Below are 12,771 nucleotides of genomic sequence, written 5' to 3' on the forward strand. Positions count from 1 at the left end.
AATGGGCGTTCAGAAAAAGTGCGAACATGATGATCGACTCTGCCCGCTATCCCCGCCTCGCGCGCATCCAGACACCGGATGACCTGCGCACGTTCGACGAATCCGAAATGAGGGCGGTTGCTGACGAACTGCGCGCCTACCTCATCGAATCGGTGGGCAAGAGCGGCGGCCACTTCGCCGCCGGCCTGGGCGTGATCGAGCTCACCGTGGCCCTGCACTACCTGTACCAGACGCCGCACGACCAGCTGGTCTGGGACGTCGGTCACCAGACCTACCCGCACAAGATCCTGACCGGCCGCCGCGACGAGATCCACACCGTCAAGCAGAAGGACGGCGTCGCACCGTTCCCGAAGCGCGAGGAAAGCGAATACGACACCTTCGGCGTCGGCCACTCCTCGACCTCGATCTCGGCCGCACTCGGCATGGCCATCGCCCGCCAGTCCGAAGGCGACGATCGCAAGGTCGTGGCGGTGATCGGTGACGGCGCGATGACCGCCGGCATGGCCTTTGAAGCGCTGATGCACGCCGGCGGCATGGAGCCGGAGCCGAACCTGCTGGTGATCCTCAACGACAACAACATGTCGATCTCCGAGGCGGTCGGCGGCCTGACCAAGATGCTGGGCCGCGCCACCGGCAGCCGCACGCTCAACGCGCTGCGCGAAGGGGGCAAGAAGATCCTCGGTGACAAGAAGAACAATCCGGCGCGTTTCGTGAAGCGCTGGGAAGAGCACTGGAAGGGCATGTTCGTGCCCTCCACGATGTTCGAGGAAATGGGTTTCCACTACACCGGCCCGATCGACGGCCACGACATGCCGGCCCTGTTGTCCACGCTGAAGACGCTGCGCGCCTCCAAGGGCCCCAAGCTGCTGCATGTGATGACCACCAAGGGCAAGGGCTACGAGCCGGCCGAAGGCGATCAGATCGGTTACCACGCCGTGGGCCCGTTCGATCCGGACAAGGGCCTGGTGGCCAAGGCCGGGGCCAAGAAGCCGACCTATACCGATGTATTCAGCGACTGGCTGTGCGATGCCGCCGCCGCCGAGCCGCGCCTGTACGGCATCACCCCGGCGATGCGCGAAGGCTCAGGCCTGGTGCGCTTCAGCAAGGAATACCCGCAGCGCTATTTCGACGTGGCGATCGCCGAGCAGCACGCGGTCACCCTCGCCGCAGGCATGGCCACCCAGGGTGGCAAGCCAGTGGTGGCGATCTATTCGACCTTCCTGCAGCGCGCGTACGACCAGCTGGTGCACGACGTGGCGATCCAGGACCTGGATGTGCTGTTTGCGATCGACCGCGCTGGCGTGGTCGGCCCGGACGGCGCAACCCACGCCGGCAACCTCGACCTGAGCTTCCTGCGCTGCGTGCCAAACCTGGTGGTGATGGCGCCGTCCAATGAAGCGGAGTGCCGGCAGATGCTCAGCACCGGCCTGCAGCACCCGGGCCCGGCCGCCGTACGCTACCCGCGTGGCACTGGCACCGGCGTTGCAGCCGGTACCGACCTGTCGACCCTGCCGATCGGCAAGGGCGAGCTGCGCCTGCAGGGCAGCCGCATCGCCCTGCTCGCCTTCGGCAGCACCGTGGCCGCCGCTGAGCAGGTCGGCCGCGAACTGGGCCTGAGCGTGGTCAACATGCGCTTCATCAAGCCTCTGGATCGCGAACTGGTGCTGGCCGTGGCCGCCCAGCACGAGGGCCTGGTCACGATCGAAGACAACGTGGTGGCCGGTGGCGCCGGTTCCGGCGTCGGTGAACTGCTCAATGCCGAAGGCGTGCTGCGTCCGATCCTGCACCTGGGCCTGCCCGACAGCTACCAGCACCACGCCAGCCGCGAGGACCTGCTGGCCGAAGCCGGCATTGATGCGGCCGGCATCCGCGCCGCTGTGCTCAAGCGTTGGCCGCAGCTGGCCACAGGCACCCCGCCGCTGAGCGCAGCGGGCTGAGGCCGATCAGGCACCCACGCATGACGGGGAAGGTGCGGCCAAGGGCCCGCACCTTCTATGGCGGAAGCAGGTAGATCCACGCCACGCGTGGATGCTGGAACTCCGCAGGCCTGCCTCGGCAGGCACCCCACGCTCAGCCGTAACTGACGGCTTCGACGAATGCGCCGCTGGCTTCCACGCGCACGGCGGCACGCTGCCCGGTATCGACGAAGTGCAGGCGGGCCAGGGTCTCGGCGAAGTCATAGGCACGGGCGCCATCGCGGAACTCGATCGGCTCCGGCCGGTCCGGATGCAGCACGCGCCACTGGCGCTGTTCGCATTGCAGGCGGATCAACATGCAGCTCACTCCTTGAGGCAGCGTATCGATGGCGGCACGATGCTGATGCCGGCTACGGCACACGACATCGCAGGGAATCAGGGCACGCAAGGTGTCCTGATCACAGACGATACGGCGTTCAAAATGTGAGCTGTATCAGATTATTCTGATTTTCACGGGCTGAACCCGTAAAGCTCAGTTCACCTGGAACTGCGCCCGGCAGCCATCACTCACCCAGATGCCGCGGCGATCCCAGCCCCAGCTCTGGCCTTCGATGCAGGCGCTGCGCGAATCCTGGCGGATCAGGCGCACACCCCGGCGGATGCGCGCATCGCAGTACTCCTGCCGATGACCATTGGAATGGCAGGTGACCACATCGCCGCCGCCCCATCCGTTGCCATTGCCATTGCCCCAGCCGCCACCGTTGCCGCCCCAGCCACCACCCCGGCGGTATTCACCCACGAATTCGGCACGGCACCCCTGTGTGACCCAGACGCCGTTGCGCGACTGGCCCCAGGTCTCACCTTCCACACAGGGCGAACCGGACAACTGGCGGATCAACCGCGCGCGGCCGTCCAGGCGGCACTCGTTGCTGCGGTTCTTGACCGACTCGCAGCGCACGATGCCATTGCCATCGCGGCCGCCATAGCGGTCGTCGTCATAGCCGTAGCCATAGCTCTGCGCCTGGGCGCCGCCGGCAGCCGCCAGCATCGGCAACAGGGTGCAGGCCAGAGTGCGCCAGGTGAGTGCCTTGCCCATCGAGATCTCCAGATGAATACGATGGCGCAAGCATCCGGGATTCACGGCCCGCCGCACAGAGGGATGCGCAATGGCAGTTTTTCCCCCATTCAAACAACTCAACCGGACCTGACTGGTCCAACGCCGCCCGAGTGGCTGCCGGCTGCCACACCACGGACCATGCCGTCGGCGTTTCCCAGCCGCTCCTCGAACGCGTAGGCGAACAGCTCTGCGTCATTGCTGATGCCGAGCTTCCTCATCGCAGAGATGCGTTGCCGGCTGATGGTACTGACGGTACGCCGCAACTGCGCGGCGATCTCGGTGATCGAAGGACCCGACACATACAACCGCAACACTTCCAGCTCCTTGGGCGACAGCACTGAAAGCGACCGCTCGCGCCCGCAGTCCTGCAGGCAGGGCGCCAGCTCGGGGTCCAGGTAGATCCCGCCACTCAGTACGGTATCGACCGCCTTGCGGGCGCCATCCACGCCACTGCTTTTGCACACCAGTCCCCGCACACCCGTGCGCATGGCCATGTTCAAGGTCGTGGCATTGGTGACCATCGTGACCAGGATCACCGGCACCTTGGGGTAATTGCGACTCAACGACTGCAGCATCGCCTGGCCATCCGAGCGACCACCATTGGGCATCGAAAAATCAGTCACTACCAGATCAACGACTTCTTCGGCCAGGATCGACATAAGGCTTTCTGCACACCGCGCCTCTGCCACCACGCGATGGCGCCCACCGGCCTCGATCACGATGCGCGTGCCAAGCAGGACCAGGGGATGGTCGTCCGCGATGGCAATTCGAGTGAGCATGCTGATTACCCGTAAATAGTCACGCTGCAATGCGCAGCGAAAACCCTAGTAATCATTCCGGGCAACGTCAACTTAACAATGGCCCACTGCAATTGATTTCATTCAAGCCAAATCGCCAGCCCGTTTCCATTATTTGCATTCGCGACAACAAACGCACGCCGCGCATAAACTTTCCCAATAGTTTCATTCCAGAAATCCGGAAAGGCCGTTTACATAGCCATCTCCGATCACTCGCTGCGCTGGACACCCCATGGTCCGATTCCGTCGTCAATCATTTGAGGATCTGCAAGGACCACTTGAACCAGCTCCGCTGGCACCGGCAACACTGCCGACGGCAGCATTGCCGTTCGTACAGCAATTGCGCCTGCACCTGGCGAGCGACAGTACGCCGTCGCGGTGGCCGGCCCATGCCGCGATCATCCATGGCGAGGCCCCGGTGTGCTGGCTGGATGCCAGGAACGACCAGATGATGACCACTGCGCCAGCGCCGATCACCCTGACGCTGCTGCAGAGGCTGCTGCGCGATGAGGATCCCCCGCTGAGCCTGGTGCCGGTAACCCAGGATGTGTTCGTGCAGCGCGCGACGGTGTCCAGCAACATCCCGCTGCGCCCGACCTTGTGGAACGTCGGCCTGGCCACGGCTGATCACAACGCGCCGATGCCTACCCTGCACGAGAGCGCGAAGCTGCGCCTTCGTCGCTGGCCGGATTTCCGCATCCTGGCCCATCGTCCCGATCACTTCCGACTGTGCGCGCTGCTGATCAAGCAGGGCGCGTCCGTGCAGGCGTGCTGCGACGTCCTCGACCTGCCGCACCATACCGTGCAGTCGTTCTTCAATGCGGCGTTTCTCACCGCCTATGCCTTTCCCGTCGTAGGCGAGGACGCACCCGTGCGCCCCTCGCCCACCGATGGCCTCGTCAACCTGTGGCGACAACTTCGTATCCGCTGGAGTGCATGACCGTGCGTGAGCACAAGATCGTAGTGATGGGCCCACTTGGCGCGGGCAAGTCCACCCTCGTGCAGACCCTGACCCGGGGCAAGGCCGTAGTGACCGAAGCTCGCAATACCGACCCTTCCGTGGGCAAGCAATTCACCACCGTCGCCATGGACTATGGCGACATCGACCTACCGGGTGGCGACCGCCTGCGCCTGTATGGATCCCCCGGACAGGAGCGCTTCTCCTACATCTGGCCGATCCTGCTGGCCGGTGCTGAAGGCGCCATCGTCCTGATCGACGGCAGCGCCAGCATGGACAGCACGCTGGCGGGGCAGCACCTGAAGGCCATCGCAGACAGCGCACCGGGCCTGCCCGTCGTCATCGGCTTCACCCGATGCGGCAGCACCGATGACCCGGTACAGCCGCACTGGCAGAACTGGTTGCAGGACCATGCACCGCACCTGCCGGCATTGCCGCTGGACCCGCGCGACATGGCGCAGGCCATCACTACGATGGATCTGCTGATGAGCCAGATCGAATGCAATGCCATGGTGGTCACCCATGAATGACATCGGCCACACTTCGGCACTGGATGCCTTGGCACGCGACGTCACCGGCATCCAGGCCCTCGTCGTTGCCAGCACCGATGGCTTTGCGCTGGCCCAGGCCGGCCAGCAAGGCCACGTCGCCGATCGCTTGGCCGCGATGACCAGTTCGATGCTAGGCCTGGCCAGCGCGCTGGGCCGCGAACTGCACTTCGGCGAACTCGACACACTGATCCTCGATGCCGCCAACGGCAAGGTACTGATGCTCGCCATTCCAGGAAATCAACCGCGCCTGCTGATGACCGCATGCGACCACAGCTGCGTCATCGGCAACGTGTTGTGGCATGCCAAACAATGCGTGCGTGCCCTGGCCGACAGCCCGAACTGATGCATGCCCCTCTCACTGCTCAGACGACTTTTCACCCCCCCACACCCGCAACGGACGACTGAAATGAATATCGCCATCAATAAATGCCTGGACACGCTCATGCAGATCAATGGCGCGCAAGCCGTTGCCCTGGTCGACTACGAAAGCGGCATGCTTCTGGGTGAAGCCGGTTCGGGCGTGGACATGGAACTGGCGGCCGCCGGAAACACCGAGGTGCTGCGCGCCAAGATGAAAACGGCCGAAACGCTGAAGCTCAACGACAACATCGAAGACGTGCTGATCACCCTGGGTCGTGCGTACCACGTGCTGCGCCCGGTGTCGGCCAAGAAGGGCCTGTTCTTCTATGTGGTACTGGATCGGCAAAAGGCCAATCTTGCTCTCGCCCGGCGCATGGTACTGGACGTGGAAAGCTCGCTGGCGCTGTAGCGCGGCAACGATAGACAGGGGATGCGAATGCCGGGGCTGCTCTGGGGAGAGCAGCCCCGGCCTGTAGTTGCGCCGCGCGCCCTTCTCAACCGCAGGAGCTGCCGTCCATGCGGCCTCGATCAACCACACAGGCAACACGTCGCCCACCACACTACCGGCCTTGGGCGTCGGCCAGCATCGCCGCCGGACTGACGGCCGTCTACGCGCTGCTGTTGTGTGCGCCCCGCTTGGATGTCGGTGCCAGCCGCACCTCGCTGCGCGACGCGGCCAGCGTGCTGGGCGGCGCTATCGCCGCCGTGGAAAACAGTTACGCCGAAAGCGATCTCACCGTGACTGACCAGCACCTCGGCCTGCCTGCCAGCGCCGCACACTGCGCGCGCCTGCGCGCATCGCTGCCCGATAGCGGCCGCGCAGTGCTGACCTGTGACCTGCGCCAGGACGGCCGCGTGCAGTGGTGGCGAACCCCCGCAGGAGAATGGCGATGCAACGCAAGCATGGCCGAAGCGCCGGCGCCATGCCCCACGGAATTACGGCCCACGTTCTGATTATTCGCAAAACCACCGCAAAACCACTTAATAAGGTCGACTTTACCAATTATTGAATATACGCACCGCTGTGCACGTGATTTTCTATCACTGCGCCACGAATCATCGTTTCGCAGCCAAACCAACGAAACCGCCACGTCACAGAGGATTACCATGAATACCGCATTCGGCCGCACATCCCGCGCAGGCAAAAGCGCATCCCGGCAGAAGGGCTTTTCCCTTATTGAACTCATGGTAGTGGTAGCGATCATCGGGATTCTGGCGATGATTGCCCTGCCGCAGTATCAGCGGTTCTCGGCCAAGGCAAAGCTGGCGGGCGCGCTCGCGGAGGTCGCCGGCGGGAAAGTTGGCGTCGAATCACTCTTGGCTGAGGGCAGCGATATCACAACGCCTGCATCGATTGGCCTGCCCGAATCCAGTTCCCGCTGCGATGCGATTGCGGTAACGACCGATGTCACCAACGGAGCTACGAGCATTGACTGTCAGCTCAAGAGTGACGCCATGTTTGGCAATGGCAGCCTGACCCTGGATCGCGACTCGGAGGGCGTCTGGCTCTGCAGGAGCGACATCTCGGACCAGAGCCTGCTTCCCCAGGGCTGCCAAGCCTGATCACGGGCGCATGCCACTGTGCGGACTACCCAACCTGCCCACAGTCGCATGCGCCTTTCCATTGCGTGCGCCATCCACGATTCAACGTTGATTTCCTGATGTAGGAGCCGATGAAAAAGAAAATATCAAAGGCTGGCTGCGCATCGAATCACGCACACCACCAGCGCGGATTCTCTCTGATCGAACTCATGGTGGTCCTGGCCATCATCATGGTTCTCTCGCTGATCGCAGTCCCGCAATACAAGAAGTTCTCTACCCGGTCCAAGCTGGCGGCGGCCCTGGCCGAATTGGCCAGCGGGAAGGCTGGAGTGGAGGCGTGGCTGGCCGAACGGGGTGATCTCTATGGCTCAGACAACCGCAAGCTGGGACTACCGGAGAGCAGTGAGCGCTGTGAAACCATCGCAACACGTATTCGTGCGGATGGCGGCCTCGAGATCGATTGCCTGCTGCGATTCGACACTGGCTACAACGTGGGGACATGGCGAAACAACCTGGTGCTGATCAGGGACTCGGGCAGCCATGAATGGCGCTGCTGGACTGCCATCCCCTATTACGACCTCCTGCCCAAAGGCTGCGGCCCCGACAATCCGTAGCCTGCATGCACACACTTCAAGCAGTTGACGCTTCGCCGCTCCATTCAGGCAGCGGCGCCCGCGAAAGCCGGTCATCCGCGGCCCCCACCCTCGTCATCGCCGATGCAAATCCCTGGGTCCGACGAGAACTGATACACAGCGCCCTCCCCTACCTGGGCGGCAAAGCCCTCGGCGAAGCACGCTCGCCCGCAGAGGTCCTGAGCCAGATCGCCAGCCCGCGATGCAAGGCACTGATCATCGATCCCTGCATGCCGACTGTAGGCCAGGTTGACGGCATGCCACTGCTGCGCCGCATCTGCTGCCTGCGCAGGGATCTGCTCATCCTCGTCCTGGCCCAGCAACCCTTGCGCGTATTGCAGGACCGCGCCCTGCCGGCGCAGATCGGTCATGTCTATGCCAAGACGGTCAATCCATCGTGGCTGAGCCATTTCGTAAGCCAGGCAGTACGCGGGAGGGCACCCGGCGTTACAGCACCGGCGCAGGATGCAGCCCGGTAACCGGTCCGGAGGCGGTCGCCAACGCCTCGAAGTGCACGGCATCCACGCTGCTGCCCAGCGCCTCCACGCGCACCGTGCTGCGCTGGCCGGTCCGGCGATGGTGGGCGCTGGCCCGGCCAACCGCGGCGTCGAACGCTGCGGCGCCGGTGTTGAATGCTTCGGCCAGGCCCGCAGCGGGGTCCAACAGGGACCACTGCGCGGCACTGCACTTGACGGTAATGACCATGGGAGGCTCCTTGTGGGAAAAGGCGCAGGGCGCTTGCCCTTCTGCTGATGACGTCACCCTAGCCAGCCCATCAGGGTGGTCCCATCAGATAAGTACGAAAAACCCGCGCCAGTGCGTCAGAACCCCGCCCTCGTCACATCCCTGAGCCCGTTTAGCCCGTTCATTTCGTGATCCTTGTCACGGAGTCAGCCTGGCTTCACACTACCGTCATCAACAGGGGCCCCTTCCACATGCGCACCTTCTTCTCACAGCAGCGCTGGACGTTGCTGAAGTTCTATTTCGTGGCCAGCTATCTGATCCTGATCGAAGAGCTGTTCCGCGCCGCCGTGCACTGAACGCTTGCCGCTAGGGTATTTGCGACACAAACTGTCGCTTTAGGCACGGAGCCAGCCCGATGAAAGCGCTATTTCTGATTCCCGCCCTGCTGGTGCTGTCCGCCTGTGCCAGCCCGGACAAGGCGGCGACCGCGCGTGCCGATGCCAGCGCGACGTCGACGGCCATACCCGTGGTAGGTGGTGATCGCGATGCGCATGGCTGCATCGGTTCGGCCGGCTACCAGTGGTGCGAGCACAGCCAGCGCTGCGAGCGTCCCTGGGAGCTGGCACAGGCACAGGGCCTGGCCAACACTGCCGAGGCCATCGACGCGTATTGCGCCACACCCGCCAGCCCGGCGCGCAAGTGAGCACGCTCCGTCATGGCTGAGCTGAGTCCCCTGCCCGACCTCGCCCGTGGCCGGTATCGCCACTTCAAGGGCGGCGAATACGAAGTGATCGACATCGTCCGCAGCAGCGAGACGCTGGAGCCGCTGGTGCTCTACCGCGCACTCTATGGCGAAGGTGGCCTGTGGGTACGCCCCTACCCGATGTTCGTCGAGCAGGTCCCAGGCGAACACGGCCCGCAGGCGCGTTTCGCACGCATCGGCGATTGAGCCGGTCACCACCGACGGCGGCCGATGGCCCCCGTCGGTGACGCGATCCGGCTGCGCTACAATCGTACCGTCCAGTCGGTTTCTTCCCATCATGTCCTCGACCCCTCCCCGCTCGCGCCGCAAGGCGCCCGACAGCGTGCGCCAGTCATTGCTGCAGGCCACCATCACCGTGATCGGCCAGCACGGGCTGGCGGCACTGACCGTGCAGGATGTCGCGCGCGTGGCCGGGGTCAGCAAGGGCGCGTTGTTCCACCATTTCAGCAGCAAGCAGGTGCTGGTCGATGAAGCCATCGCCACACTCATCGCCGACTTCGAAGCGCGGGTGCGCGGCCTGATGGAAGGCAGCCCCCGCCATGGCTGCTTCAGCCGCGCCTACGTACGCGCCAACTTCGATCATCTGCTGCAGCAGGAGCGGGACAACGACATCGGCCTGACCCTGGGCAACATGCTCGAACCCGCCCTGCTTGCCCAGTGGGGCGCATGGCTGCGACGCATGCTGGCTGAATTCCCTGATGAAGCCTCCGATCCGCGCCTGTACGCGGCGCGTTGCGCGGCCGATGGCTATTGGGCTACCGCCTATGGTCGTCCGCTGGACGAAGAAGAGCGCCTCAACGCACTGGCGATGGCCGAGCAGGCCCTCAAGCTGTGCGACCCGCAGTGACCCGGAGCCCACGATGAACCCCTATATCTACCTGGCCGCCGCCATCGTGCTGGAAGTGATTGCCACGTCGCTGCTGAAAGCCTCGGACGGCATGAGCCGGCTGTGGCCGACACTTGGCGCACTGGTCGGCTACGGACTGTGCTTCTACCTGCTGTCAGTCACCATGAAATCGATACCGACCGGCATTGCCTATGCCATCTGGTCCGGCGTCGGCATCGTGCTGATCTCGCTGATCGGCCTGGTGGTGTTCAAGCAGCGCCTGGATGCACCGGCGCTGATCGGCATCGGCCTGATCTGTGCCGGCGTGCTGGTAATCAACCTGTTCTCGCGCAGCAGCGCGCACTGAACACGCTGCGGCGCGACAGCTACTAGCTGACCTTCTTCGCCACGCTCATGCCGATCAGGAACAGCACCACGGCGATGATGATGCCGGCCCAGAACAGGAACTTGGCGATACCCACGGCGGCACCGGCGATGCCGCCGAAGCCCAGCACGCCGGCGATGATGCCGATGATGGCGAAGATGATGGCCCACTTGATCATGTCAGTCCTTCCCCCGCAGGGAATGCAAACGGTGTGATCAGGCTAGGCCGCAGCCGATGCGGCAGTCGTGAACAGGCCGCGTGTGCGGCGTGAATCAGCGCGGCCGGAAGCGCAGCAGAGCCACCGCGAAGGCCAGGAACACGCTTCCCACCAGCCGCTCGAACCAGCGCCGTGCGAATGGCTTTGCGAGCCAACGGCGCAGGCCGTGGCCACCGGCCGCATACATCACGTACCAGAACAGTTCGCAGGCCGCGAAGGTCGCCACCAGCACGCTGTACTGCACGGCCTGGCTGCGCGACGGGTCGACGAACTGCGGCAGGAACGCCGCAGCGAACAACAACAGCTTGGGGTTGCTCAGGCCAACCCACAGGCCGCCACGGAACACCGTCCCTGCGCCATGCACCGGCGCCAGTACGACCTCGCTATCGTTGGTCACCGGCGGTGCCGGCCGGGTGCTGTCACGCCACGCCTTGATGCCCAGCCAGGCCAGGTAGGCCACGCCGAGATAGCGCAGCACCTCGAACAGCATCGGCGAAGAATGCAGCAATGCGCTCAGGCCCGCAGCGGATGCCGCCAGCACCAGCAGCATCGCCAGCAGGCAGCCGGCCATGGCCGGCACGCTGCCACGAAACCCCAGCCCGACGCTGCGACCAAGGATATGCAGCATGTTCGGCCCGGGCGTCCCGCACAGCACGAAGACCGTGGCCAGGAACCACCACCAGGTATGCAGGGCCATGCCGGTTTCCATTTCAGAAGACGGCACCAGCATAGGGCACCCATGCAGGACGCGGCACATACAGCGTGCGGTGGATGCGACGGTTACAGATGCCGGCGCCCGTGCACGGCATCGCCACCGCCATCTGTGCTGCAATGGCCGTCTCTGGCATGGAGCAGTGCATGAAGACCCTCGGCCTGATCGGCGGCATGAGCTGGGAAAGCTCGGCGCAGTACTACCGGCTCATCAACGAGGCGGTGCGGCAGCGCCTCGGTGGCGCGCACTCGGCGCAGCTGCTGCTGTGGTCGGTGGATTTCGCCGGCATCAAGCAGCTGCAGCACGACGGCCACTGGGATGCGCTGGGCAACCACATGCTCGATGCTGCACGACGACTGCAGGCCGGTGGCGCCGAGCTGCTGGTGATCTGCACCAACACCATGCACACGCTGGCCGGCCGGATAGAAGCCGAATGCCCGCTGCCACTGCTGCATATCGCCGACCCGACCGCCACGGCGATCCTCCAGGCCGGCATCCGCAAGGTGGGACTGCTCGGCACCGCCTTCACCATGGAGCAGGCGTTCTACCGCGACCGGCTGCAGGACCGCTTCGGGTTGCAGGTACTGGTTCCGGAGGCCGATGACCGGCGCTGCGTACACGACATCATCTACCAGGAGCTGATCGCCGGCGTGGTCAGCGAGCACTCGCGGCAGGCCTACGCTGGCGTGATCGCGCGCCTGGTCGCGCGCGGTGCCGAAGCGATCATCCTCGGCTGTACCGAGATCATGCTGCTGGTGCGCCCCGAAGACAGTGCGGTGCCGCTGTTCGACACCACCACCCTGCACGCGCTTGCGGCGGTGGACGCGGCGTTGGACTGACCCTGCGCGCGGTCAGCCTTCGCCCTGCACTTCCAGTGCGGTGATCAGCCAGTCGACCACGGCCTGCGAATCACACAGGAAGAAGATGGCATCGCCCGAACGCGCCTCGGTCAGCAGCCGATAGACGGTAATCGCCACCGCTGACTGGTTGGCGATGAACACCTCCGGGCTGCGCGGCCCCTCGCTGTGGCCGGCCACGGCTTGCAGCGCCTTGCGCGCAGCCACAGTGGCAGGCGGGTCCGCGCTGCGGGTCAGTTCCGGCCCGCGCAGGCCCCACGCAATGAACACATGCTTGCCCTTGAACGTGGTGTCCAGGACACGCACCTGCCCGGCCTCTGCGCCAGCCGAGCGATGAATGACGGTACTGCTGATCAACGCAACCCCCTGTGGTCGTCGTGGTCCGCGCATCCTCCTCCACAAGCCGGCTGCACGCCAGTGACGGCAGCCACAGGCTGGGCCGGCAAGCGTGGGA

Annotated in this window: 21 protein-coding genes; 13 read left to right on the top strand and 8 right to left on the bottom strand. The window is 64.6% G+C overall.

Going from position 1 to position 12,771, the window contains the following annotated elements:
* Positions 1-29: 29 nt before the first annotated feature.
* Positions 30-1,937: a 1-deoxy-D-xylulose-5-phosphate synthase gene (dxs, locus tag EGM71_RS14165; RefSeq protein ID WP_188489855.1), complete on the top strand. Its 1,908-nt coding sequence runs from the start codon at positions 30-32 to the stop codon at positions 1,935-1,937.
* A 133-nt stretch (positions 1,938-2,070) separates the two neighbouring features.
* Here the strand turns inward: dxs and EGM71_RS14170 are convergent, their stop codons facing one another.
* The 3 genes from EGM71_RS14170 to EGM71_RS14180 form a co-directional block, all read right to left on the bottom strand.
* Positions 2,071-2,274: a hypothetical protein gene (locus tag EGM71_RS14170; RefSeq protein WP_005417823.1), complete on the bottom strand. Its 204-nt coding sequence runs from the start codon at positions 2,272-2,274 to the stop codon at positions 2,071-2,073.
* Between the two features lie 174 nt (positions 2,275-2,448).
* Entirely contained in the window at positions 2,449-3,012 is a 564-nt protein-coding gene (locus EGM71_RS14175) for a DUF3011 domain-containing protein (RefSeq protein ID WP_188485428.1), read from the bottom strand.
* A 98-nt stretch (positions 3,013-3,110) separates the two neighbouring features.
* The gene (locus tag EGM71_RS14180) at positions 3,111-3,812 is read right to left on the bottom strand and encodes a response regulator transcription factor (protein WP_188485429.1); all 702 of its coding nucleotides are present in this window, start codon (positions 3,810-3,812) and stop codon (positions 3,111-3,113) included.
* 469 nt (positions 3,813-4,281) lie between these two features.
* On the opposite strand from EGM71_RS14180, the gene EGM71_RS14185 reads away from it, so the two are divergent.
* The 7 genes from EGM71_RS14185 (at position 4,282) to EGM71_RS14215 (ending at position 7,855) form a co-directional block, all read left to right on the top strand.
* A complete protein-coding gene (locus tag EGM71_RS14185) occupies positions 4,282-4,770 on the top strand; it encodes a hypothetical protein (RefSeq protein WP_223224476.1) in 489 nt (162 codons plus the stop codon).
* Positions 4,767-5,318: a GTP-binding protein gene (locus EGM71_RS14190; protein ID WP_188485431.1), complete on the top strand. Its 552-nt coding sequence runs from the start codon at positions 4,767-4,769 to the stop codon at positions 5,316-5,318. The genes EGM71_RS14185 and EGM71_RS14190 overlap by 4 nt, the downstream gene beginning before the upstream one ends.
* On the top strand, positions 5,311-5,682 hold the full coding sequence (locus tag EGM71_RS14195) for a roadblock/LC7 domain-containing protein (protein ID WP_188485432.1): 372 nt from the start codon (positions 5,311-5,313) through the stop codon (positions 5,680-5,682). The genes EGM71_RS14190 and EGM71_RS14195 overlap by 8 nt, the downstream gene beginning before the upstream one ends.
* A gap of 63 nt (positions 5,683-5,745) precedes the next feature.
* The gene (locus tag EGM71_RS14200; protein ID WP_188485433.1) at positions 5,746-6,108 is read left to right on the top strand and encodes a hypothetical protein; all 363 of its coding nucleotides are present in this window, start codon (positions 5,746-5,748) and stop codon (positions 6,106-6,108) included.
* 227 nt (positions 6,109-6,335) lie between these two features.
* The gene (locus EGM71_RS14205; protein WP_223224477.1) at positions 6,336-6,653 is read left to right on the top strand and encodes a pilin; all 318 of its coding nucleotides are present in this window, start codon (positions 6,336-6,338) and stop codon (positions 6,651-6,653) included.
* Between the two features lie 153 nt (positions 6,654-6,806).
* Positions 6,807-7,262: a pilin gene (locus tag EGM71_RS14210; protein ID WP_188485435.1), complete on the top strand. Its 456-nt coding sequence runs from the start codon at positions 6,807-6,809 to the stop codon at positions 7,260-7,262.
* 110 nt (positions 7,263-7,372) lie between these two features.
* Positions 7,373-7,855, top strand: a complete 483-nt coding sequence (locus EGM71_RS14215; RefSeq protein WP_188485436.1) for a pilin — start codon at positions 7,373-7,375, stop codon at positions 7,853-7,855.
* 71 nt (positions 7,856-7,926) lie between these two features.
* Here EGM71_RS14215 and EGM71_RS14220 read toward each other — a convergent pair whose 3' ends face one another.
* Positions 7,927-8,244: a hypothetical protein gene (locus EGM71_RS14220; RefSeq protein WP_188485437.1), complete on the bottom strand. Its 318-nt coding sequence runs from the start codon at positions 8,242-8,244 to the stop codon at positions 7,927-7,929.
* A 76-nt stretch (positions 8,245-8,320) separates the two neighbouring features.
* Positions 8,321-8,578 (bottom strand): hypothetical protein, encoded by a 258-nt coding sequence (locus EGM71_RS14225; RefSeq protein ID WP_188485438.1) that lies wholly within the window; start codon positions 8,576-8,578, stop codon positions 8,321-8,323.
* Between the two features lie 394 nt (positions 8,579-8,972).
* Here EGM71_RS14225 and EGM71_RS14230 point away from each other — a divergent pair, with 394 nt between their 5' ends.
* The 4 genes from EGM71_RS14230 to EGM71_RS14245 all read left to right on the top strand — a co-directional run bounded on the left by EGM71_RS14230 (position 8,973) and on the right by EGM71_RS14245 (position 10,513).
* Entirely contained in the window at positions 8,973-9,260 is a 288-nt protein-coding gene (locus tag EGM71_RS14230) for a hypothetical protein (RefSeq protein WP_188485439.1), read from the top strand.
* A 12-nt stretch (positions 9,261-9,272) separates the two neighbouring features.
* A complete protein-coding gene (locus tag EGM71_RS14235; RefSeq protein WP_188485440.1) occupies positions 9,273-9,506 on the top strand; it encodes a DUF1653 domain-containing protein in 234 nt (77 codons plus the stop codon).
* A gap of 91 nt (positions 9,507-9,597) precedes the next feature.
* The gene (locus EGM71_RS14240) at positions 9,598-10,167 is read left to right on the top strand and encodes a TetR/AcrR family transcriptional regulator (RefSeq protein WP_188485441.1); all 570 of its coding nucleotides are present in this window, start codon (positions 9,598-9,600) and stop codon (positions 10,165-10,167) included.
* A 13-nt stretch (positions 10,168-10,180) separates the two neighbouring features.
* Entirely contained in the window at positions 10,181-10,513 is a 333-nt protein-coding gene (locus EGM71_RS14245) for an SMR family transporter (protein WP_075677169.1), read from the top strand.
* Positions 10,514-10,535: 22 nt separating this feature from the next.
* On the opposite strand, the gene EGM71_RS14250 is transcribed toward EGM71_RS14245, so the two are convergent.
* Positions 10,536-10,709 (bottom strand): DUF1328 domain-containing protein, encoded by a 174-nt coding sequence (locus EGM71_RS14250; RefSeq protein ID WP_005417836.1) that lies wholly within the window; start codon positions 10,707-10,709, stop codon positions 10,536-10,538.
* 94 nt (positions 10,710-10,803) lie between these two features.
* A complete protein-coding gene (locus EGM71_RS14255) occupies positions 10,804-11,445 on the bottom strand; it encodes a LysE family translocator (RefSeq protein ID WP_188485442.1) in 642 nt (213 codons plus the stop codon).
* Positions 11,446-11,606: 161 nt separating this feature from the next.
* Here EGM71_RS14255 and EGM71_RS14260 point away from each other — a divergent pair, with 161 nt between their 5' ends.
* Entirely contained in the window at positions 11,607-12,299 is a 693-nt protein-coding gene (locus EGM71_RS14260; RefSeq protein ID WP_188485443.1) for an aspartate/glutamate racemase family protein, read from the top strand.
* A 12-nt stretch (positions 12,300-12,311) separates the two neighbouring features.
* On the opposite strand, the gene EGM71_RS14265 is transcribed toward EGM71_RS14260, so the two are convergent.
* Positions 12,312-12,707 carry a hypothetical protein gene (locus EGM71_RS14265; RefSeq protein ID WP_188485444.1) on the bottom strand — a complete coding sequence of 132 codons (396 nt, stop codon included), beginning with the start codon at positions 12,705-12,707 and terminating at the stop codon, positions 12,312-12,314.
* Between the last annotated feature and the right edge of the window lie 64 nt (positions 12,708-12,771).

This window comes from Stenotrophomonas maltophilia, assembly GCF_006970445.1.
In the GTDB taxonomy this organism is placed as follows: domain Bacteria; phylum Pseudomonadota; class Gammaproteobacteria; order Xanthomonadales; family Xanthomonadaceae; genus Stenotrophomonas; species Stenotrophomonas maltophilia_AU.

What these genes read in the sequence shown, in the direction of transcription:
- dxs (WP_188489855.1), top strand. Translation starts at nt 30, where the DNA reads ATGATCGACTCTGCCCGCTATCCCCGCCTCGCGCGCATCCAGACACCG.
- EGM71_RS14170 (WP_005417823.1), bottom strand. Translation starts at nt 2,274, where the DNA reads ATGTTGATCCGCCTGCAATGCGAACAGCGCCAGTGGCGCGTGCTGCAT.
- EGM71_RS14175 (WP_188485428.1), bottom strand. Translation starts at nt 3,012, where the DNA reads ATGGGCAAGGCACTCACCTGGCGCACTCTGGCCTGCACCCTGTTGCCG.
- EGM71_RS14180 (WP_188485429.1), bottom strand. Translation starts at nt 3,812, where the DNA reads ATGCTCACTCGAATTGCCATCGCGGACGACCATCCCCTGGTCCTGCTT.
- EGM71_RS14185 (WP_223224476.1), top strand. Translation starts at nt 4,282, where the DNA reads ATGACCACTGCGCCAGCGCCGATCACCCTGACGCTGCTGCAGAGGCTG.
- EGM71_RS14190 (WP_188485431.1), top strand. Translation starts at nt 4,767, where the DNA reads ATGACCGTGCGTGAGCACAAGATCGTAGTGATGGGCCCACTTGGCGCG.
- EGM71_RS14195 (WP_188485432.1), top strand. Translation starts at nt 5,311, where the DNA reads ATGAATGACATCGGCCACACTTCGGCACTGGATGCCTTGGCACGCGAC.
- EGM71_RS14200 (WP_188485433.1), top strand. Translation starts at nt 5,746, where the DNA reads ATGAATATCGCCATCAATAAATGCCTGGACACGCTCATGCAGATCAAT.
- EGM71_RS14210 (WP_188485435.1), top strand. Translation starts at nt 6,807, where the DNA reads ATGAATACCGCATTCGGCCGCACATCCCGCGCAGGCAAAAGCGCATCC.
- EGM71_RS14215 (WP_188485436.1), top strand. Translation starts at nt 7,373, where the DNA reads ATGAAAAAGAAAATATCAAAGGCTGGCTGCGCATCGAATCACGCACAC.
- EGM71_RS14220 (WP_188485437.1), bottom strand. Translation starts at nt 8,244, where the DNA reads ATGACCGATCTGCGCCGGCAGGGCGCGGTCCTGCAATACGCGCAAGGG.
- EGM71_RS14225 (WP_188485438.1), bottom strand. Translation starts at nt 8,578, where the DNA reads ATGGTCATTACCGTCAAGTGCAGTGCCGCGCAGTGGTCCCTGTTGGAC.
- EGM71_RS14230 (WP_188485439.1), top strand. Translation starts at nt 8,973, where the DNA reads ATGAAAGCGCTATTTCTGATTCCCGCCCTGCTGGTGCTGTCCGCCTGT.
- EGM71_RS14235 (WP_188485440.1), top strand. Translation starts at nt 9,273, where the DNA reads ATGGCTGAGCTGAGTCCCCTGCCCGACCTCGCCCGTGGCCGGTATCGC.
- EGM71_RS14240 (WP_188485441.1), top strand. Translation starts at nt 9,598, where the DNA reads ATGTCCTCGACCCCTCCCCGCTCGCGCCGCAAGGCGCCCGACAGCGTG.
- EGM71_RS14245 (WP_075677169.1), top strand. Translation starts at nt 10,181, where the DNA reads ATGAACCCCTATATCTACCTGGCCGCCGCCATCGTGCTGGAAGTGATT.
- EGM71_RS14250 (WP_005417836.1), bottom strand. Translation starts at nt 10,709, where the DNA reads ATGATCAAGTGGGCCATCATCTTCGCCATCATCGGCATCATCGCCGGC.
- EGM71_RS14255 (WP_188485442.1), bottom strand. Translation starts at nt 11,445, where the DNA reads ATGGCCCTGCATACCTGGTGGTGGTTCCTGGCCACGGTCTTCGTGCTG.
- EGM71_RS14260 (WP_188485443.1), top strand. Translation starts at nt 11,607, where the DNA reads ATGAAGACCCTCGGCCTGATCGGCGGCATGAGCTGGGAAAGCTCGGCG.
- EGM71_RS14265 (WP_188485444.1), bottom strand. Translation starts at nt 12,707, where the DNA reads ATGCGCGGACCACGACGACCACAGGGGGTTGCGTTGATCAGCAGTACC.